This is a genomic window from Gordonia malaquae NBRC 108250 (genome assembly GCF_000344135.1).
GTDB lineage: Bacteria > Actinomycetota > Actinomycetes > Mycobacteriales > Mycobacteriaceae > Gordonia > Gordonia malaquae.
In genome coordinates this window covers 83967-103041 of the sequence record NZ_BAOP01000014.1, presented here as the reverse complement: position 1 = coordinate 103041, position 19075 = coordinate 83967, and the positions used below count along the sequence as shown (strand labels likewise).

Below are 19075 nucleotides of genomic sequence, written 5' to 3'. Positions count from 1 at the left end.
GCTCCGGCGCCCTATCTGTAGAGACGTTGTATCCGATCCCACAGCAGCGCCTTGGGCGTGGAATCCATTCTCAGTTCGCGCATGCACCGCTCGAGCCGATGAGGATTCTCTCGGTGGTAGTCGATCGCCTTGGCGAGGTCCCCCGTGACAGACGAGCCATAGGCTTCCTCAGATTTGCTGACTGCCGCATCCATGAGGGTGCCACTGGGCTCCATCATCGCAAGGTCTATGAGGTCGCGACTGAACACAGAGGTGTCGGCCCATCTGTCAGAATTGGCCAGCAGTTTACTCGCAGCCATGTCGAGCAAAGACAGCGTCGACACTCCGCATACTGCGTCGTCCTGACCTGGAATGTCGAAGCTGATACGCCCCTCAGAAACGATCTCGAACTTGATGCCGACGCCATCGACGTCCAGAACCGTCCGGATCCCATAGTGATCTGTCACAGGTTCGCGGGCCACCCGCACCGGGCGTTCCGTCAGCGCATCGAACCCTGAACTTCTGATCAGCTCCCGAAGGGTTCGGTACCCGGCCGCATTGGAAATCAGAAAGTCGATGTCGACCGATTCCCTGAACTCTCCGAAGCGGAGCGCTATCGCAGTACCCCCACCGAAATAACATCCCGCATCTCGGAAGAGTTCGCTGTCAATCGACTCAAGAACAGTCTTGACGAGGTTGTGGTGTTCCCTGCTAAACAAGAAGAACTCCCTTACTGTACCGGTCCGCGAGGGCCTGGATGAGCGCCTTCTCCTGGGTTCCCACGGTGGCGTGATCAAGGTGGCGCCAGTTGCGTTCGTAAGTTCGCAAGGCCTCGAAGCCGTCAAGGACAGTATCGGCATCGAGCTGCCAGACTGCGGCGCGCAGGAGCGGATAGTCGCCAACTCGCACCATCTCTACCATTCCCGGATCGACAGGGGCCTGCTCGTCGCGCTCCTCCACCGGAGGGCGAGTAGTGGACAGCTCGATGGTCAGACCCACCGCCTCAGCAGCATTGACCAATGCCCCGACCGTGACTGACGGCGAGCCGCTCTCGATGCGATGCAGCGTCACTCGCGACATTCCAGCCGACTCCGCGGCGACGGCCGCACTAACCCCCAGCTGCCGTCGACGACTCTTCAAAGCGGCACCAACCGCAGCCAGTACCCCTTGGCTGAACTCGGAGACTGGCGGACTCTTCGACGGCATGTATCTCATTCTATACATTCCGCCAGGGCGGCCGACACCGACACCATCGGCCGCGACCGCTTCGACCTTCGTTTCCTACTCCTCCCGAGCCCCGATGAGGGCTTCGGAGATCACGTCGGTCGCGTGACGGAGAGCAGGGACCGCACGCTTCAGCAGGTCCGCATCCATGCGGGATTCGGGGCCGGAGATGCCGATGGCCATCGGAGTCGGCGCGCCGGGCACGGCCATTGCGATGCAGCGGACACCGATCTCCTGCTCCTGTTCGTCGACGGCGAACCCGTCGGCGCGCACTTTCTCCACGTTGGCGAAGACGGACGACAACGTGGTCACACTGTTCTCGGTGGCGGCAGGAAGGCCGGCCTGCGTCACGAGCTTGAGGATCCGCGCGTCGTCCAGCTCGGCGAGAACGGCTTTGCCGACACCCGAGTTGTGCAAGTTCACCCGACGCCCGATCTCGTTGTTCGTACGCATGCTGTGCAGCGACGCGACCTGGCCGGTGTAGATCACCATGTCGCCGTCGAGAACGGCGAGACTGGCAGTCTCCGAGAGTTCGTCGACGAGCGATTGAAGGACAGGGCCCGCCACGGCGCCCAACTGCCGGTTCGCAACCTCCCCCAACCGGATGAGCCGCGGCCCGAGCGAGTAGCGGCGATTGGGAAGCTGCCTCACGTAACCGATGCCGACCAGCGTTCGGAGCAGTCGGTGGATGGTGGGAGGCGGAAGCGGCGACTCGGACGACAGCTCCGTCAACGAGCACTCCCCGCCCGCGCGACCGATCAGTTCCATGAGTTCAAATGCGCGCTCCACCGATTGAACGCCACCCGACCTGCCATCCACCATACGGTTCATTCAACACGCTCACGATTCGTTCCGCAATGCGGAATCTACGATCCGCAAGAAGACCGGCGAATCCTTGTGCATTCGACCCCGTTCACAGTAAACTCCACATCGTGGAATTGTGATTCCGATTCCGTACGAGCCAACCGGGAGGCCACCATCGTGACACGACATCTCGACGACGCCCTGCTCGACGACGTCGACCGCCGTCTCACATCAGCGGACGCCGCACTGAAGGCGCAGTACCCCGGCGACGACGGACGTCGCCAGCCGATCCACACCGTCTACCTGCCCGGCGACCGCTACACGGCGACCATGCCGCAGGAGTGGGGCGCGGCAACACTGGACGCCGCTCAGAACGCGGGCGGCCTCGACGCCGTCGCCGCGATGATCGGCAGCACGGACACCGCCGACACCCTCGCCGAACTCGTCGCCCGCAAGCTGACGACCGAGCCCATCGAAGACCTGCGCATCGACTTCGAGGACGGGTACGGCAACCGCGGCGACACGACCGAGGACGCCGACGTCGCCGAGGCCGTCAGTCGCCTCCGGACGGCACTGGACGCCGGGACCTCGACGCCGTTCGTCGGCACTCGGTTCAAATGCTTCGAGGCTCCGACACGTCGACGCGGCCTCCGAACCCTCGATCTGTTCATCGGCGGTCTGATGGAGACCGGCGGCCTGCCCGACGGACTGACCCTCACCCTCCCCAAGGTGACGTCGGTCGACCAGGTGGAGGCGATGGTGTTCGTCGCCGAGACCCTGGAGTCCGAGCACAACCTCCCCGACCACCGCATCCGTTTCGAGGTGCAGGTCGAGACGCCGCAGGCCATCCTCGGCGCCGACGGCTCCGCACCTGTGGCCCGCATGATCCACGCAGGCGACGGACGCGTCAGCTCACTCCACTACGGCACCTACGACTACTCCGCATCGCTCGGCATCGCCGCCGCGTACCAGTCGATGGAACACCCCGCGGCCGACCACGCGAAGAACGTCATGCAGCTCGCTGTCGCGGGCACCGGCGTCCACCTGTCCGACGGCTCGACCAACATCCTGCCGATCGGCGACGCCGACACCGTGGCCCACGCCTGGAAGCTGCACGCCCGACTGGTGCGCCGTCACCTCGAACGCGGCATCTACCAGGGCTGGGACCTGCACCCCGCCCAGCTCGTGACCCGTTTCCTGGCCACGTACGCGTTCTACCGCGACGGTTTCGGCCCGGCGGCGACACGTCTGCGCAACTACATGCACAAACTCGACTCGACGATCCTCGACGAACCCGCCACGGCACGTGCCCTCGCCGCCGTCATCGACCGCGGCGTCACCTGCGGTGCGGTGACGGTCGACGAAGCCGAGTCGGCGACAGACCTTCCGATGTCCACCGTCCGCGACACAGCCCTTGGCCGCGCGACCACCACCACCAGGAGAGACCAGTGACCTCAGCGTCGTATTACACCCCTCGCGGCGGACTGCCGCCGCAGACAGACCTGCTCACCGACCGCGCGATCGTCACCGAGGCGTACACCGTGATTCCCCGCGGCGTCCTCTCCGACATCGTGACCTCGGTGTTCCCCGAGTGGACCGACACCCGGGCGTGGATCATCAATCGCCCTGTCGCCGGTGGCGCGACCACGTTCTTCCAGGCCATCGTCGAGGTCGCGCCCGGTGGCGGAGCTGAGCGTCCGGAGCCGCAGGCAGAGGTCGAGGGGTTCGTGTTCGTGACCTCCGGCGCCCTCACCGTCGCCGCTGCAGGCCAGACTGAGACCCTCACCGAGGGCGGGTTCGCCTACCTCCCCGCCGGCACCATCTGGTCCTCGCGCAACGACGGCGACACCCCCGCGACGTTCGTCTGGATCCGGAAGCGCTACGAGCCCGCCGAGGGCCACATCCCGTCCGTCAAGTTCGGCAACGAGCAGGACATCGAACCGTCCGCGATGCCCGGCACCGACGGCAAGTGGCGCACCACTCGCATGCTCGACCCGCAGGACCTCGCCTACGACATGCACGTCAACGTCGTCACGTTCGAGCCCGGTGCATCGATCCCGTTCGCCGAGACCCATGTGATGGAGCACGGACTGCTCATGCTCGAGGGCAAGGCCGTCTACCACCTCAACGGCGACTGGGTGGAGGTCCAGGAAGGCGACTACCTGTCGCTGCGCGCCTTCTGCCCGCAGGCCTGCTACGCCGGCGGACCGTCGAACTTCCGTTACCTCCTCTACAAGGACGTCAACCGCCAGATCACGCTCTGACGTCCCCACAGACACTGCCCAGCACGCGACAGCGTGCCGGGCAGTTTCCACTTCTCGACTGCGCTCGAAAAACCGAAGAGCCGAAATCGCGAAGAGCCGAAAAACGAAGAACTGAAAAGCCGAAGGAGCCGGAGGTCACGACACGACGAAGCCGGGCACCTGGGAGGTGATGCCCGGCTTCGTCGTGGTCGCTGCGGCCGTCAGATCGTGAACGGCCAGCCGATGACCTTCTTCTCGCGCGGTTGCGCGTATGTCCGTACCTTAGACGTCGAAAGTCCCATGCGGACAAGGCCTTCCGCGATTGTGACGGCCGACCGGACGCCGTCGACGATCGGCACCCCCGTGGCCTCACGCACGCGTTCTTCGAGTTCTGCCATCCCGCCGCACCCGAGGCAGATCACCTCGGCGTGATCGGATTCGACTGCTTCGCGCGACTGCGCGACGATCGCCTCGACGGCCCGGTCCGGATCGGACTCGAGTTCGAGGACACCCAGCCCGGACGCGCGGACTGATGCGCAGCGAGCGTCGAGCCCGGCGAGCTTGAGCCGATCCTCGATGAGCGGAACGGTGCGATCGAGCGTTGTGACGACCGAGTACTTGTGTCCCAGGTACATCGCGGTCGACGCGGCCGCCTCGGTGATGTCGACGACGGGCACGTCGAGCAACTCCTGCAGACCCTCACGACCGTGCTCGCCGTATCCGGCCTGGATGACGGCGTCGAACGGCTCCGGGTACGAGGTGATCGCATCCATCACAGCGATCGCCGCGAGGTAGCTCTCGAAGTTGCCTTCACACGAGTCGGCGCCGAAGCGCGGTGTGATGCCGACGATCTCAGTTCCAGGCGAGGCGACGGCTCGCGCCGACTCGGCGATGGCGTCGGTCATCGACTGCGTCGTGTTGACGTTGGCTACCAGAATCCTCATCAAGTCTCCTTCGGTGACGGTTGGTCTAGTGAGCGCTCGCGACGGCGATCTCTTCGCCGGAGACGTCGCGGAACGGCCCCTGGCGATCGGCGACCACCAAGTAGACCACCGCGCCGAGGCCGGCTCCGATGAACCAGGAGAAGTCCGCGACCACCTTGAACGCCGGAACGAACGCCAGCAGCAGCGCCACGATCGCGGTCACCACGAACGCGAGCACAGCACGCGGATTGACACCCTTGGAGTAGTGGTAGTCACCGTTCTCGTCCATCGAGAAGAGATCCAGAACGTTGATCTTGCCCCTGCGGACGAGCCAGTAGTCGGCCATCACGATTCCGAACAACGGGCCGAGCAGCGCGCCGAGGCCGCCGAGGAAGTAGTCGATCACCGCGGGCGAGTCGTACAGGTTCCAGGGCAGGATCACCAGGCCGATCACGGCCGACACGACGCCCGCACGGCGGAAGTTCAGGACCTTCGGGAACAGGTTCGACAACGCATAGATCGGCGCGACGAAGTTGGCCATCAGATTCACGGCGACTGTCAGAATCAGCAATGCGAGGCAGGCCAGGACCAGCAGGAATGTGTTCGGGACGGTCTCGACGATGTCCGAGACGGACGTGATGACCTTGCCGTCGATCTTGAACTGTCCACCGGCGAGGACCACCACGATGCCGCCGAACAGCAGCATGTTCAGCGGGATGCCGACGAAGTTGCCACGAACGATGGAGCCCTTCGACTTCGCACTACGAGTGAAGTCGCAGAAGTTGAGGACGAACGTGCCGTAGATCGCGACCCACAGGCTCGCAGCGCCGATGATCTTGGCCCACATCGCGCCACCGGTCTTGGCGTCGGGAGCGGTCCACGCGATCGACCAGTCGGCCTTGTTCAGCATCCATGCCGCGAGCGCGACCATGGTGATCAGGATGACCGGACCGGCGAAGGCCTCGTACTTGCGGATCATCTCCATGCCGTAGCTGACGATGAAGACCTGGATGATCCACAGGCCGACGAAGGAGATCCAGCCGAGAGTGGAGAGGCCGAGGAAGTCGTTGGTGTCGAGCGTGCCGGCCGACGGCGCGAGCGCCACGATCATGACTCGCAGCACGACCGATGCGAGGTACGTCTGCACACCGAACCATGCGATGGCGACGATGCCACGGATGAGCGCGGGGACCTGCGCTCCTCGGATGCCGAACGAGATGCGGCTCATCACCGGGAACGGGACGCCGGTCTTCTCGCCCATGAAGCCCGAGAGGTTGAGCAGCAGGAAGAGGAAGGCTCCGCCGAGGCCGAGTGCCAGCAGGATCTGCCAGCCGCCGAGGCCGCCCGCCGCGAACAGACCCAGCGCGAACCCGTAGTTGCCGAGGCTGTGAACGTCGTTGGCCCACAGGGTGAAGATGCTGTACGCGTTCCAGCGTCGCCCTTCGCGTTTGGTCGGGGCCAGGTCGGCGTTGTACAGCTCCGGACTCGGTACGAATCCGGAGTCCTTGACGGTCGACACGACGTCCACCGGCTCGGTCATCTCTGTGCTCATGGGAAGAACTTTCACGTTCGGGGCGGCAGCTGGGGAGCCGACCGCTGTATTCCACTCTGCGGAAAGAGTATTCCACAGGTTCGATAAGTAACGCGTACCTTAGGCCAAACTGTCAAGCCCCGGGCCGCCTTGACCCGTGTCTCCCGTCACATCTACCATTTCCGTTGAGTAGACTTCTAGTTCCACGATGAGGAACTTTCATCTCGCTAAGGAGACCCGTCCATGACCGACGACGCTGCCGATTCGACACAGGCACCGCAGGCCCGATTCGATCTTGTCGTCCGGGGCGAGAAGACCCTGACCACGGCGGGCATCGTTGCACGCGAGATCGGAATCTCCGGCGGTCGTGTCGTCGCAATCGAACCGCTCGGCAGCGGACTGGACGGCGCCGAGGTCATCGAGCTGACGTCCGACCAGGTGATGATCCCCGGCCTCGTCGACACCCACGTGCACGTCAACGAACCCGGCCGCACCGAGTGGGAGGGCTTCGACTCCGCCACCCGTGCCGCAGCCGCCGGCGGTGTCACCACCCTCATCGACATGCCGCTGAACTCGATCCCGCCGACGGTCAACGTCGAGGCGCTCAACGCGAAACGCGCAGCCGCTGCAGGAAAGACCCACATCGACGTCGGATTCTGGGGCGGGGCGGTCCCCGGCAACAAGGCAGACCTGCGCGGCCTGCACGACGAAGGCGTCTTCGGCTTCAAGTGCTTCCTTCTGCACTCCGGCGTCGACGAGTTCCCGCACCTCACCGCGGACGAGATGGAAGAGGACATGGCCGAGCTGGCCGGTTTCGACTCCCTCATGATCGTGCACGCGGAGGATTCCCGCGCGATCGACCATGCTCCCACCGCCGAGGGGAATCAGTACTCGCAGTTCCTGGCCTCGCGTCCGCGCGGCGCCGAGAACGTGGCGATCGCGGAGGTCATCGAGCGGGCACGCTGGACCGGTGCGCGCGCCCACGTGCTGCACCTGTCGTCGTCCGACGCACTGCCGATGATCGCCTCGGCCCGCCGCGACGGTGTCAAGATCACGGTCGAGACCTGCCCGCACTACCTCACGCTGCTCGCGGAGGAGATCCCGAACGGCGCGACCGCTTTCAAGTGCTGCCCGCCGATCCGCGAGGCGTCGAACCGTGAACTCCTGTGGCAGGGACTCGAAGACGGCACCATCGACTGCATCGTCTCCGACCACTCCCCGTCGACGATCGACCTCAAGGACGTCGAGAACGGCGATTTCGGTGTCGCCTGGGGCGGCGTCGCGTCGCTGCAGCTCGGCCTGTCCCTGATCTGGACCGAGGCCCGCAAGCGCGGGATCCCCCTCACTCAGGTCATGGAGTGGATGTCGGCCAAGCCGGCCGCTCTCGCGGGCCTGAACAACAAGGGCCGCATCGCTCTCGGCTACGACGCCGACTTCGCGATCTTCGAGCCGGAATCTGCGCAGGTGGTCGACGTCAACAAGCTTCACCACAAGAACCCGATCAGCCCCTACGACGGACGGGCTCTCGCAGGCGTCGTCAAGAGCACGTGGCTTCGCGGAAAGAAGATCGACTTCACGACCGCACAGGGTCGCATGCTGCGTCGCGGCGACGTGTAATTGCACCTTCTACTGCTGTCCCTCGGCGACGGAGCGCTCACGCGCTTCGTCGCCGAGCGCGTTTCCAAACCCGCATCGGACGTTCGGATCGGCGTCGTCGCCGGCGCGGGCCGCGAACTATTACATGACCGCGGCTACACGACAGTCGACGACTTCAGTTTCGACGACGTCGACGCCGTCTACGTGGGCGGCGGCAACACGTTCCGAATCCTCGGCGACCTACGACGCTCGGGCATGGATCTGGAACTCGCAGCGAGGGTACGCGCAGGTCTGCCCTACATCGGACTCAGCGCCGGATCGGTGATCGTCGGCCCGGACATCGAGCCCGCCGCACTTCTCGACGATCCCGCCGAGGCTCCGGAGCTGGGCTCCACCGCTGGTCTCGGCCTGATCGATCAGGTGGTGATCCCCCACGCCGGAGGCATGCTTCCGGCCTATCCGTCGTCGTTGATAGCGCAGACTTTGCGTACGTACGGGCCGCGGTTCCCACTCCTGCCCGTCGACGACGACCAAGCCGTCGAGGTCCACGACTCGACACTTCGCCTCATTCGGAGCCCCTGACCAAGCTGGAGCGAGAGCGTCAGATGTCGTCGAACGATCCGCCGCGGCCCTTGCCGGACGCAAACCGGCCGGCGCCGCCGATACCGTCGGCCATGAGCGACGTCATCCCGATCTCGAATTCGGCAGAAAGCGCGGACGCCTCGTCGAGGCTCCACTGATCACGAGCCGACCGACGGTCGCCGCGCATGCACGTGTTCGGCATCCGCGCGATCTCGTGCGCGAGCTCCACTGCGGCGGCCCGAGCCGAGCCGTCCGATACCACCCTGTTGACCAGCCCGAACGACAACGCTTCTGCGGCGTCCACCGGGCGTCCGGTGAGAATGAGGTCCATCGCCCGGCTGTGCCCGATGAGCCGCGGAAGGCGGACGGTTCCGCCGTCGATGAGCGGCACTCCCCATCGCCGGCAGAAGACTCCGAGTGTTGCACCCTCCTCGGCCACCCGCAGGTCGCACCAGAGGGCGAGTTCGAGTCCGCCGGCGACGGCGTGACCGTGGATCGCCGCGATCACCGGCTTGTCGAGGTCGAACCGGGTCGGCCCCATCGGGCCGTCACCGTCCGGAGTCACCGAGTTGCCTCGCTCGGTTCCGACGCCTTTGAGGTCGGCGCCTGCGCAGAACGACGGTCCCTCGCCCGCGAGGACCGCGACCTTGGCGTCCGACGCCTCGAAGTCACGGAACGCTGCGGCGAGCTCAGCCGCCATCGGCCCGTCGACCGCGTTGTGCCGGTCACCGCGGTCCATCACGACGATCAGGACATCGCCGTCGCGCTCCACACGGACGTCGCTCATGTCAGGCTTGTGGACGAGGGTCGTCGGCGAACACTGCCATCCGCGTCACGTCGTGGTACGCACCATCCACCCAGAACTCGTCTCGCTGGTGCCCCTCCACGTGGAAGCCGCACTTGCTGTACACGTGAATCGCACCCTTGTTCTCGTCGTCCACCTGCAGATACACCTTGTGGAGGTTGAGGGTGTTGAACGCGTAGTCGAGCACAAGCGTGGTGGCCGTCTGCGCGTAGCCATGCCCCTGCCGGCCTGGCGCGACGATGATCTGGAACTCGCAGTTCCGATGGATGCGACGGATATCGACGAGTTCGACGATGCCGACTGATTCTCCGTCGTCATCGATGATGAAGCGGCGAGACGTCGGGTCACCGCGACGCGCCTCGAACTTGGCTTCGAAATCAGCACGCGTCACGTACGGCTCGACGAACCAGTACCGAACCACCTCCGGGTCGCTGAACAGCGAATGCAGGAACTCCAGATCGGTTGTCTCTTGCGCGCGGAGGGTCACAGTCATCCTGTCACCCTACCGAGCGCCGTCGGACGTCCCGACCTCACTTCACCCGTTCAGTGGCGCGAAGAAGTTGACCAGATTGCCGTCCGGGTCGCGGAAGAGGAGGGAACGGTTGCCCCACGGCATGTCGGTCGGCTCGTTGACGAACGACGTGACCACACCCTGCAGCCGCTGGTACTCAGCGTCAACGTCGGCCACGAGGAAGTCGAGCACAACAGACCTGTTGGCCGCCGGTTCCACGGCGCCCTCCCCCAACAGTCCGGCGGTGGCCGAACTCGCGATCGCAAGGCTTCCGATCGACGTGTTGAGTTGTGCGAACAGTGGATGCAGGCGTTCAACGGTGCCGCCGGTCACCGCCTCGTAGAAAGCGACGAGTCCGTCGACGTCGTCGGTGATGATGCGAGTTGCTGCGAAGGTCACGGTGTCTCTCCTGGAGTCGGATCACTCGACCTCGTATTGGGCCGATGCCCTGAACATAGGAGCCATTCCGGCCAGTTTCGGTCCGCTTTGCTCTCGTTCCGCGCAATCGAACTGATTAGCGATAGCACTATGATTTTCGACACCTTCGGAGTACTATGGAGATAACAGCAAAACTGGACACGGTCCACGATTTACGGAAGGGAGGCGGACGCCATGACCAGCACCTTTGATCTCCCCGATTCGCCTCTCGAACTCGCGCGTCTGCAGGATGCGGTGGCTGTGAAGCTGTCGTCCGTCTCGCTGACGGCGATGACCGACGACGACGTCCTGCTCACCGCGGATGTCCTGGAGCGTTCACATCGCCGGTCCGACGGCGTCGACGCCCGCGTGTACGCCGAGGTCTCCACCCGCGGCGCGTACCGCAAAGCCGGGGTCCAGACTCCGGGCAAGTACCTCACCGCCACCCTGCGCCTAGGTATCGGCGCCAGCAAGCGCCGCGTCGCCGCAGCATTGGCACTCGCCCCGATGTACAACTACTCCGGCGACCAACTCGACCCGGCACTGCCGGCCACCGCAGCCGCAGTCGCAGACGGCGACCTGTCGGTCGACCACATCACCGAGATCGCCGCCGTCATCGACGAGATACCCGCCGCCATCCCGGCCGAGGACAAGGCTCGCGCTGAGCGGGAGCTCGCCGAACTGTCCCGGGAACTCACCCCCGAGGGCACCCGGGAGGTCGGCCGCCGGATCCTGGCCCACCTCGACCCCGACGGGTCATTGACCGACGACGCCGACCGCGCCCGGACTCGCGGATTTGCGATCCAACCGCAAGACAAGCGGCTCATGTCCAAGATCCGGGCACAACTGTCGCCGCCGCTTCGAGCAAAACTCGAAGCAATCCTCACACTCTGGGCCGAACCCGGAATGAACAACCCGGACGACCCCGAATCGCCCCGCGGCGCGGCCCTCGGAGCGGACGCCGAGGCCCTTTCCGCCGCCCGCAAGCGGGACACGCGGTCGCAGTCCCAGCGCAACCACGACGCGCTCGAAGCGATGCTCGACCACCTGCTCGCCAACGGCGCACTCGGCGACTCCGCCGCCCTCCCCTCACACCTCGTGGTCACCGCTTCGCTGGAGGACCTCGAGAACCGTGCCGGTGTAGCGGTCACCGCCACCGGCACCCGCCTCCCGGTCACTGATCTGGTCGACGTCGCCGCCGACGCCACCCCGTGGCTCGAAGTGTTCGAAGGCCAGTCCTCACAGATCCTGCACTTCGGGCGCGGCCGCCGCCTGGCGTCGCTGGCCCAGCGGCTGGCCCTGTTCGGTCGGGACCGCGGCTGCACCGCGCCCGGCTGCACCACCCCGTGGTCACGGACGCAGGCGCATCACATGCCTGACTGGCAAGACGGCGGACCCACCGACATCGATCATTTGGGTGGGGCCTGCGGTCCTCACAACCGGAGTGTTGCGACGACACCCGGCGGATGGGAGACCACCATCCTCACCTCGGGCCCGTTCAAAGGCCGGGTCGGATGGCGACCCACCGGCTCGAACCAGCCGTGGAAAGTCAACCACTCGCTGCAGCCGGAGAAGCTGCTCCCGGCCATCCGTGCCACTCAGTCCGGGTCGGCGGTCGAGAAATGGTTGTCGTGCCGGATCCCGGCACCACCACCGGGACCGCCGGCCCCGCCAGGGGTGGACGTGGTGCGGAACCCCGCCTGAGCTGGTCAGGCGGGGACACCGCCATGCCTGCTCCCAGGTGAATCGTCGCTTGCCTTTCGACTCGCAAGCTCGCTCAAGGAGCAGGGGGCGGCTCGCTCAAGGAGCAGGGGGCGGCTCGCTCAAGAGCAGGGTCGGTTCGCTCAGGAGCGCGAGCGGCGGTAGTGGACTGCGATGGCGCCGTTGGTCAGCGGTTCCGCCGAGATCAGTTCGAGACGACGGGTTGTGGGCAGACCTGACTGGTGCAGCGTCGGCCCGTGGCCCGCGATCATCGGGTGAATCAGAAACTTGTACTCGTCGATCAGATCGAGTCGGTCGAGTTCTGCAGCGAGAGCGACACTGCCGACGAGCACACCGTCCGGGGTGCGCTCTTTGAGTTCGCCGACCGCGCTCGTCAGATCACCGCCGAGGTGATGACTGTTCGTCCACGGGAAGTCGGTCCGTGTCGTCGACACGACGTACTTCGCCTTCGACTCCAGGGCACGAGCCCAGTCTTGCAGCGCGAGCGGCGCGTCGATCTCGCCGCGAGCCACGGCGGGCCAGTAGCTCTCCATCATCTCGTATGTGACGCGGCCCCACAGCATCGCGCCGCTGTCGTTCATGAGCCGGGTGAAGTACGCGTGGGTCTCGTCGTCGGCGATGCCCTCCTGATGGTCGACACAACCATCAAGTGTGACGTTGATGCTGTAGGTCAAGAGGCCCATGCGTCTGATCTCCTCGCCTGGTGTGTCAGCCCTGTCGGACTGCGTCGAACGGGAGGTTACCGCTGACACGAGCCGCAATGGCGTCGCTTGTGAAATCCTTCGCCCGACGCGCCGCTTCGAGAACGGTGGCGCCCTTCGCGAGTTCCGCGGTGACCGCGGCGGCGAGTGTGCAGCCGGCCCCAGACACGCGCTCGCTTCCGATCTTCGGTGCGCGGAGCACCGTCACGTCCTCGCCGTCGAAGAGGACGTCCACGGCGTCGTCACCCGGCAACTCCACGCCGCCCTTGGCGAGAACGTACTGCGGCCCCTGCGCGCCGATTCGGCGCGCGGCCTCAGCGAGGTCGTCGACGGTCTGAATCGAGTCCATCCCCGACAGGATCTGCGCCTCGAACAGATTCGGCGTCACCACGGTGGCCTGCGGCAGCACCTTCGCTCGCAGCGCCTGGTCGGTGTCGAGCGCGGCCCCCGGCTCCTGCCCCTTGCAGATGAGGACCGGATCGAGGACGACGTGCCGCCACGACTGCCGTGCCAGCGCATCGGCGACGACGTCGATCGTCGCGGGCGTGCCCATCATGCCGATCTTGACGACGTCGAGGTCGTACGCGCTGGTCGCGGCTTCGATCTGGTCCGCGATGACGGCCGGGTCGACCGGCACGAAGCGGTGACCCCAGTTGTTCTTCGGGTCGAACGAGACGATGCACGTGATCGTGCCGAGCCCGAACGCACCGAGCTGCTGGAACGTCTTCAAGTCCGTCTGAATACCGGCGCCGCCGGTGGCCTCGGAACCTGCGATCACGTATGCGAAGTCAACCATGAGGCCATGGTAGTGGCCGTCAGATCACCCTCACCATTCGTGATCCCACGGGGTGGTCCGATGACGACTCGGCAAGGTCGAACACCTCGTCGAATCCTTCGACAAGACATTCCGCGAACAGGTCGATGTCGGTGACAGCGGCAGCGTCGATGTTCAGGCCGAGGCAGGCGACGCCGTTGTGCGTGATCATCGTCGCCATCACGGCACAGCCGGGCAGCGGGCCGAACGGATACATCCGCTCCACTTTTGCACCCGCGAAGTACGTGTCCCACGGGATGCCGGGCACGTTGCTCGCCTGCAGGTCGTTCATCGACGTGGTGCCGCTGAACTGCGTCAGAACCTGACCCGGCAGCCACGCCAGAACCGGCCCGATCGTGTTGAAGATGTCGACTGCGGGCTCGCCGCGTGCCGCACGCACCTGCTCACGAATCGTCAGCACCCGCTCGAACGGGTCGTCGATGCCGATGGGACCGGCGAGACGGCCGACGGCGATTCGGTTGCCGCTCGCCGAATCGCCTTCCTGGCGGACGGAGATCGGAATGGCGACGGGGATCGACTCGACGAACACACCGTTCGCGTCGTGGTACTTGCGGAACCCGCCGATGAGCCCGGCGAGGTACACGTCGTTGACCGACGCTCCCGTCGCGGCACTCGTGGCCCGGATGGCTCCGAAATCAGCCTCGAACGCACTGAACCGCCACGACACGCTGCGGCCTGCGAGGAGAGGCGATCCCTCGGGACTGATCATCCCGGCGACCCGCGGAACGGAGCGTCCGTAGCGCAGGACGCGGCTCAACGTCTTCTTCGGATCGGTGAGCGCCCGGACACCGTCGACTGCCAGACCGGCGAGCTTGGGCAGTCGGCTGAGCTCCTCACTCACCTGGCGCGACAGCACGTCGAGCCCGGACAGCTCAGCGGGCTTCGGTGCGGGCGGCTGAGGCTTGCCCGGCTTCGGCTCGCGCGTCGTCGAGTGGAGTTGGGCGACGACGAGCATCGCGCCCATCCCATCGGTCAACGCGTGGTGAGCCTTCATGAAGTACGCGGTCTTGCCGTCGGAGAGGCCGTCGATCAGGTAGCCCTCCCACGGCGGGCGAGCCGGGTCGAGCGGTGTCATCGCGATCTGCTCGCACAGGCTGAAGAGCTCGCTCATCGAACCGTCGCCCGCCACCCGGACACGCCGCAGGTGATAGTGCAGGTCGAAGTCGGGATCCACCTGCCAGCTGGGTGTTCCGGTGCGCAGTGGCGACTCCACCACCCGCTGGCGGAATCGGGGCGCCATGCGGGTGCCCCAGTCGTGGGCGGCGACGAGGCGGTCCCAGTCGGGTTCGCAGTCGAGCACTTCGACAACCGAGATCGTCGACCGGAGACGACGGTCGGCGTCGCCTCGCCACATGACGGTGTCGACTGCGCTCATCTCGGCGTCGTTGCCCCAGTCGAGCGGCTTGTCGTCAGTCACCCGCCGACTCCTTCCATTCGAAGACTCCCATGGTCCTGGTCATTCGTCCGTCGTCGAACGCTGTCACCGGCCAGTCCGCCAATGCGTCCAAGAACTGTTCACGCACCTGCTCGGCGTACTCGCCGGCCTTCTCCGGCACCCAGTCCGAGGTGTCGACGGGCGGTAGGACCCGTACTTCGACAGTTCCGGGTTTGATGAGCTGCGCGCCACGCCACATCAGTTCGCCCGCGTTGCGCATCACAACGGGCACGATCGGCACACCGGCCTGCATCGCGATGTGGAACGGCCCCTTCTTGAACGGCCCGATCCGCGGCGTCGCCGACCGTGTTCCCTCTGGGGCGACCACCAACGACAGCCCTTCCTCCTGGATCTTCTGGACCACCGGCTCGAGTTGTTCGATGGCCTTGCCCGCGTCGGCTCGATCGATGAAGGCGACACCGCCGATCTGGAGGATCTGTCCGAACAACGGAACGCTGCGGATCTCCTTCTTCGCGACGCCTGTCGCATGATCGCGGACCAGGTGGATCATCACCGGCAGGTCGAGTTTCGACTGGTGGTTGAACACGAACACACACGGTCGGGCCTTCTCCAGGTGTTCCCGACCGTCGAGCACGTCGACGCTCACGCCTGCCAATGCGAATCCGGTGTCGATGCCCGATGCGACCGCGTCCTGCATGGCGGCGGTGCTGTCCTCACCGCCCATCAGGCCCTTCGCGATTCCGACGGCTGCACCGCCGAGGAACGACCCGTAGAACGCGCTGGTCCTGGCGATCATGCTCAGCGCGCTGTGCGACGGGTTGCGGAGTTCCAGAATCGGCCACCCTCGCGCCTCGGCGACGGCCCGCAGACCGCTCTGCGGGGAGATCGCGGCAGGATGCCCCACCGACTCGAGGTATGGCACGTCTTCGTTCCCGTCGCTGTACGCGAACGACGACGCCAGGTCGAGATCGTGCTCGGCGGCGAGACGACGCACTGCCGCGGCCTTGCCCGGCCCCCACAGCGGACGCCCGAGGATCCGTCCGGTGACGACTCCGTCGATCACTTCGACGTCGGTCGCGAGGGCGTGGTCGGCGTCGATCTGCTTGGCGATCGGCTCGATCTGGAAGCGGGTGGCCGACGACGCGATGACGATTCGGTGCCCCTTGGCGCGGTGTGCGCGGATCACCTGCCACATCTGCGGTCGCAGTTTGGACGCCGTGTCCTCCTTGAACAGCTTCTCCCCCATGGCGAGGAGCTCGGCATACGTCTTGCCCGCGAACGCCGGCCGGGTCGCTTCGAGCACTTCGGCATAGTCCTGCTCCGACGAGCAGCCGCGCAGCGCGACCATCAGGCCGTCGAGCAGTTCGGCTCCGGTGAACTCGAGGCTCCTCAGTCGGGCGCGCAGAATGGCGACCGCGGAGAAACCGTCGAGCAGCGTTCCGTCGTAGTCGAAGAAGGCGCATACCTGCTTTCCCGACGGTGCCGCCTTGATCTCCTGCAGCCGGTCGGCCAGCGCACTCACTGGTTGTCCTCTCGTCGGTTCGCGGCGGCCTGTTCCGCTTCGATCGCGGCCAGCCGGGTGAGACGCGACCGCAGCTCCTGCACGTCGTCGAGCCACGCCCGACGCGCCGCCTGGACGACGTCATCAGAATCTCCCGCGATGGCGCCCTGATTGTCGGCCAGCCGGTACGCGGCGTCGTACAGCTCACGCGACACCGAGTCCATCTTGACGAGTCCCTGCATCGCGAGCTGCCGACCGAGACCAAGGCAGTCGGCCAACACCGTGTCCTTGTCGACGTCGACCGATCCAAGCTTCGCCAGATGCGTCGCGACGACGTACTGCGCGTCGAAGAATGTCTGCAACGAGCGCCGCGCCAGCAGCATTCCGGCGCTGGCGAACAGAGTGTCGTACACCCACTCGATTGTGGGACGGCGGGTGCGCCAATCGGCGGAGATCAGGTCCATCTCCTGGCCGAGGCGATGGAGGAACTCCTCCTTCGGCGGGAAGAAGAACTCGAACTTCAGCAGGTCTCGGGTCCGGAGTGCTTCGGCCTGTCCGGCGGCGAGCAGTCCGTCCGACGGCGTCGGCTTCCCGTCCGCGAGCGCGAGCATGCCGAGTTCGACGATCGCCCGATCGACGAAGTGATGCAGGGCGCCGTTCCGGTAGTACGCGGCCACCGCGTGGTTGTCCGGCGCGATCGACCACACCTGCTCGGGACCGCCGTCGAACGTGTCGAGGACGCCCGCGTCAGTCAGTTCGCTGAGTGTGGTCAGCAGACCGAGTCCGCGGCACAACGACGGATCGGGGCCGGGCAACTTCCGCGCGTCGATGTAGGTCAGCAGCGGCGCGAGGATCTCCTCGATCTCGCGGGCCGTATAGGCCCGGTCCTCCGCACCGAGAAGCGCAAAGCCGGCGAGCGACGTCGCCGAGATCGGGGTGGCGGCGTTGATCTCGTCCATCACGCGGAAGGCGACCTTCTCCAGGCGTGCGCGACCGGTTCCCGCTTCGTCCAACGCCGTCCGCAGCGAGATCGGCTCGCCGAATCGCACACGTGCCTCACCCCGGTACTCCCGCTGGGCCCGCGCGTACTTGAACAGCCACTTCAGGTCTTCCGGGGTCTTCGCACCGCCAGCCGACTCCCGCGCCATCGCCGCGATCTCGGGCAGTTGGTCGTAGACGATCGACGTCGGGACCAACATCACGTCACCGTCGTCGAGCGCTTCGACGGCATCGGCGACGTACGCGAGGAGTCCGAGCATCGGAGGCCGCAGCTTGCCGGTACGCGACCGGCCGCCCTCGATGTACCACTCGAGGTTGAAGTGCTTCTCGACGATGAACGACAGGTACGAGCGCATCGCGAACTTGTAGACCGGGTCGGAGCCGAACTTGCGACGGATGAAGATCGTGCCCGCCCGACGGGCGATCGAGCCCATCGGCCAGAACGCCAGGTTGTCGCCGCCGAGGACGAGGTTCTGCGGAAAGTCGTGGTCGTGCAACACGCTGGCCAGGATGAGGGTGTCGACGTACGACCGGTGCGACGGCAGGAACACCAGCGAGTTCGACTTGTTCAACGTCCGCAATCGGCCGAGCGTGTCCAGGTCGGCCGAGACCGTCCACGCTCTCTCGTAGAGCCCGCTGAAGGTTGACGTGAAGACGTCCTGCACGAGTCGGCTCTGGGTGGCGACGAACGTCCCCATCTTCTCGGTCGCCTCTTGGGCCACCGACGACGCACTGCGCCCCAGATCGGCCGCGAGTTGGGCAGCCGCCGCCTGGAAGCGCGCTGACGAACTGATCTGTTCGGCCACCAGCCGAGGCACCTTGTACCGCGTGCCGACGAGCTCCAGTTCGGCTCGTTCGGCCGACAGAGACGCCTGCATCCCGACGAAGGAGGCGAACGACTCCCCCTCGGCCTGTTGGGTTCCGTAGCGGGCCCCGAGGTCGGCGACGGTCGCGGGAACGCCTTCCACCACACGCACTCGATCCTGCCCGAGTCTCCTGATGGCCTGTTGCCGGAATGCCGGAGGGCGTCGCGGGTTCGAGAGCACGATGGCGTCGGCCAGTGCGACCCTCCGTTCCCCCTTGCGGACCGGCGGCAGCCACACCACACGTGCCGGGACCAGCATCGTCTCCGGATCGAGTGCCACGAAGTCCACCTCGCCGAGTCGACGGACATCGACCCCCGGATAGCTCGATGCGGCCCACTCCGCGACGATCTCTTGCTCGGTCGTCGTACGCACATCGGCCAGAACGATCACACCCACGGAACAGTCCACCCCTCTACATCAGTCGAGAAGACCGATTGTGG

18 protein-coding genes are annotated in these 19075 nt (G+C 65.8%); 5 read left to right on the top strand and 13 right to left on the bottom strand.

Going from position 1 to position 19075, the window contains the following annotated elements; all coding sequences use genetic code 11:
- Positions 1 to 11: 11 nt before the first annotated feature.
- From GM1_RS11220 to GM1_RS11210, 3 genes are all read right to left on the bottom strand, one after another.
- On the bottom strand, positions 12 to 698 hold the full coding sequence (locus GM1_RS11220; protein WP_008378894.1) for a nucleotidyl transferase AbiEii/AbiGii toxin family protein: 687 nt from the start codon (positions 696 to 698) through the stop codon (positions 12 to 14).
- Positions 691 to 1185 (bottom strand): helix-turn-helix domain-containing protein, encoded by a 495-nt coding sequence (locus tag GM1_RS21580; RefSeq protein WP_075051976.1) that lies wholly within the window; start codon positions 1183 to 1185, stop codon positions 691 to 693. Before GM1_RS21580 ends, GM1_RS11220 begins: the two co-directional genes overlap by 8 nt.
- A gap of 75 nt (positions 1186 to 1260) precedes the next feature.
- Positions 1261 to 2034 (bottom strand): IclR family transcriptional regulator, encoded by a 774-nt coding sequence (locus GM1_RS11210; RefSeq protein WP_008378890.1) that lies wholly within the window; start codon positions 2032 to 2034, stop codon positions 1261 to 1263.
- Between the two features lie 150 nt (positions 2035 to 2184).
- Here GM1_RS11210 and GM1_RS11205 point away from each other — a divergent pair, with 150 nt between their 5' ends.
- Both GM1_RS11205 and GM1_RS11200 read left to right on the top strand, forming a co-directional pair.
- Positions 2185 to 3459 carry a DUF6986 family protein gene (locus GM1_RS11205; RefSeq protein WP_008378888.1) on the top strand — a complete coding sequence of 425 codons (1275 nt, stop codon included), beginning with the start codon at positions 2185 to 2187 and terminating at the stop codon, positions 3457 to 3459.
- A complete protein-coding gene (locus GM1_RS11200; protein WP_008378886.1) occupies positions 3456 to 4271 on the top strand; it encodes a bifunctional allantoicase/(S)-ureidoglycine aminohydrolase in 816 nt (271 codons plus the stop codon). The genes GM1_RS11205 and GM1_RS11200 overlap by 4 nt, the downstream gene beginning before the upstream one ends.
- Positions 4272 to 4471: 200 nt before the next feature.
- On the opposite strand, the gene GM1_RS11195 is transcribed toward GM1_RS11200, so the two are convergent.
- Entirely contained in the window at positions 4472 to 5194 is a 723-nt protein-coding gene (locus GM1_RS11195) for an aspartate/glutamate racemase family protein (protein ID WP_008378884.1), read from the bottom strand.
- Positions 5195 to 5219: 25 nt separating this feature from the next.
- Positions 5220 to 6713 carry an NCS1 family nucleobase:cation symporter-1 gene (locus tag GM1_RS11190; RefSeq protein ID WP_373278341.1) on the bottom strand — a complete coding sequence of 498 codons (1494 nt, stop codon included), beginning with the start codon at positions 6711 to 6713 and terminating at the stop codon, positions 5220 to 5222.
- Between the two features lie 234 nt (positions 6714 to 6947).
- Between GM1_RS11190 and allB the strand changes: the two genes are divergently transcribed.
- Both allB and GM1_RS11180 read left to right on the top strand, forming a co-directional pair.
- On the top strand, positions 6948 to 8321 hold the full coding sequence (allB, locus tag GM1_RS11185) for an allantoinase AllB (RefSeq protein WP_008378880.1): 1374 nt from the start codon (positions 6948 to 6950) through the stop codon (positions 8319 to 8321).
- Positions 8322 to 8882, top strand: a complete 561-nt coding sequence (locus GM1_RS11180; RefSeq protein WP_008378879.1) for a Type 1 glutamine amidotransferase-like domain-containing protein — start codon at positions 8322 to 8324, stop codon at positions 8880 to 8882.
- Positions 8883 to 8901: 19 nt separating this feature from the next.
- On the opposite strand, the gene GM1_RS11175 is transcribed toward GM1_RS11180, so the two are convergent.
- From GM1_RS11175 to GM1_RS11165, 3 genes are read right to left on the bottom strand one after another with little or no spacing between them, the layout of a single operon-like run.
- Complete coding sequence (locus tag GM1_RS11175; RefSeq protein ID WP_008378877.1) at positions 8902 to 9669, bottom strand: crotonase/enoyl-CoA hydratase family protein; 768 nt, start codon at positions 9667 to 9669, stop codon at positions 8902 to 8904.
- A 1-nt stretch (position 9670) separates the two neighbouring features.
- A complete protein-coding gene (locus GM1_RS11170) occupies positions 9671 to 10180 on the bottom strand; it encodes a GNAT family N-acetyltransferase (RefSeq protein WP_008378875.1) in 510 nt (169 codons plus the stop codon).
- A gap of 42 nt (positions 10181 to 10222) precedes the next feature.
- Entirely contained in the window at positions 10223 to 10597 is a 375-nt protein-coding gene (locus GM1_RS11165) for a VOC family protein (RefSeq protein ID WP_008378874.1), read from the bottom strand.
- 213 nt (positions 10598 to 10810) lie between these two features.
- Between GM1_RS11165 and GM1_RS11160 the strand changes: the two genes are divergently transcribed.
- The gene (locus GM1_RS11160) at positions 10811 to 12319 is read left to right on the top strand and encodes an HNH endonuclease signature motif containing protein (RefSeq protein WP_008378872.1); all 1509 of its coding nucleotides are present in this window, start codon (positions 10811 to 10813) and stop codon (positions 12317 to 12319) included.
- A gap of 140 nt (positions 12320 to 12459) precedes the next feature.
- Here the strand turns inward: GM1_RS11160 and GM1_RS11155 are convergent, their stop codons facing one another.
- Genes GM1_RS11155 through GM1_RS11135 form a run of 5 tightly spaced genes read right to left on the bottom strand, consistent with a single transcriptional unit; the run spans position 12460 to position 19031 of the window.
- Complete coding sequence (locus GM1_RS11155) at positions 12460 to 13020, bottom strand: dihydrofolate reductase family protein (RefSeq protein WP_008378871.1); 561 nt, start codon at positions 13018 to 13020, stop codon at positions 12460 to 12462.
- Positions 13021 to 13045: 25 nt separating this feature from the next.
- Entirely contained in the window at positions 13046 to 13834 is a 789-nt protein-coding gene (gene thiD, locus GM1_RS11150; RefSeq protein ID WP_008378869.1) for a bifunctional hydroxymethylpyrimidine kinase/phosphomethylpyrimidine kinase, read from the bottom strand.
- A 19-nt stretch (positions 13835 to 13853) separates the two neighbouring features.
- The gene (locus tag GM1_RS11145) at positions 13854 to 15290 is read right to left on the bottom strand and encodes a wax ester/triacylglycerol synthase domain-containing protein (RefSeq protein ID WP_008378867.1); all 1437 of its coding nucleotides are present in this window, start codon (positions 15288 to 15290) and stop codon (positions 13854 to 13856) included.
- Positions 15283 to 16791, bottom strand: coding sequence for an HAD-IB family hydrolase (locus GM1_RS11140; RefSeq protein ID WP_008378865.1), 1509 nt, complete (start codon positions 16789 to 16791; stop codon positions 15283 to 15285). Before GM1_RS11140 ends, GM1_RS11145 begins: the two co-directional genes overlap by 8 nt.
- A complete protein-coding gene (locus GM1_RS11135) occupies positions 16788 to 19031 on the bottom strand; it encodes a glycerol-3-phosphate 1-O-acyltransferase (RefSeq protein ID WP_008378863.1) in 2244 nt (747 codons plus the stop codon). Before GM1_RS11135 ends, GM1_RS11140 begins: the two co-directional genes overlap by 4 nt.
- Positions 19032 to 19075 lie beyond the last annotated feature (44 nt).

Coding starts and splice junctions, on each gene's coding strand:
- GM1_RS21580 (WP_075051976.1), bottom strand. CDS start 1,185: ATGCCGTCGAAGAGTCCGCCAGTCTCCGAGTTCAGCCAAGGGGTACTG.
- GM1_RS11210 (WP_008378890.1), bottom strand. CDS start 2,034: ATGAACCGTATGGTGGATGGCAGGTCGGGTGGCGTTCAATCGGTGGAG.
- GM1_RS11195 (WP_008378884.1), bottom strand. CDS start 5,194: ATGAGGATTCTGGTAGCCAACGTCAACACGACGCAGTCGATGACCGAC.
- GM1_RS11190 (WP_373278341.1), bottom strand. CDS start 6,713: ATGACCGAGCCGGTGGACGTCGTGTCGACCGTCAAGGACTCCGGATTC.
- allB (WP_008378880.1), top strand. CDS start 6,948: ATGACCGACGACGCTGCCGATTCGACACAGGCACCGCAGGCCCGATTC.
- GM1_RS11175 (WP_008378877.1), bottom strand. CDS start 9,669: ATGAGCGACGTCCGTGTGGAGCGCGACGGCGATGTCCTGATCGTCGTG.
- GM1_RS11170 (WP_008378875.1), bottom strand. CDS start 10,180: ATGACTGTGACCCTCCGCGCGCAAGAGACAACCGATCTGGAGTTCCTG.
- GM1_RS11160 (WP_008378872.1), top strand. CDS start 10,811: ATGACCAGCACCTTTGATCTCCCCGATTCGCCTCTCGAACTCGCGCGT.
- GM1_RS11155 (WP_008378871.1), bottom strand. CDS start 13,020: ATGGGCCTCTTGACCTACAGCATCAACGTCACACTTGATGGTTGTGTC.
- thiD (WP_008378869.1), bottom strand. CDS start 13,834: ATGGTTGACTTCGCATACGTGATCGCAGGTTCCGAGGCCACCGGCGGC.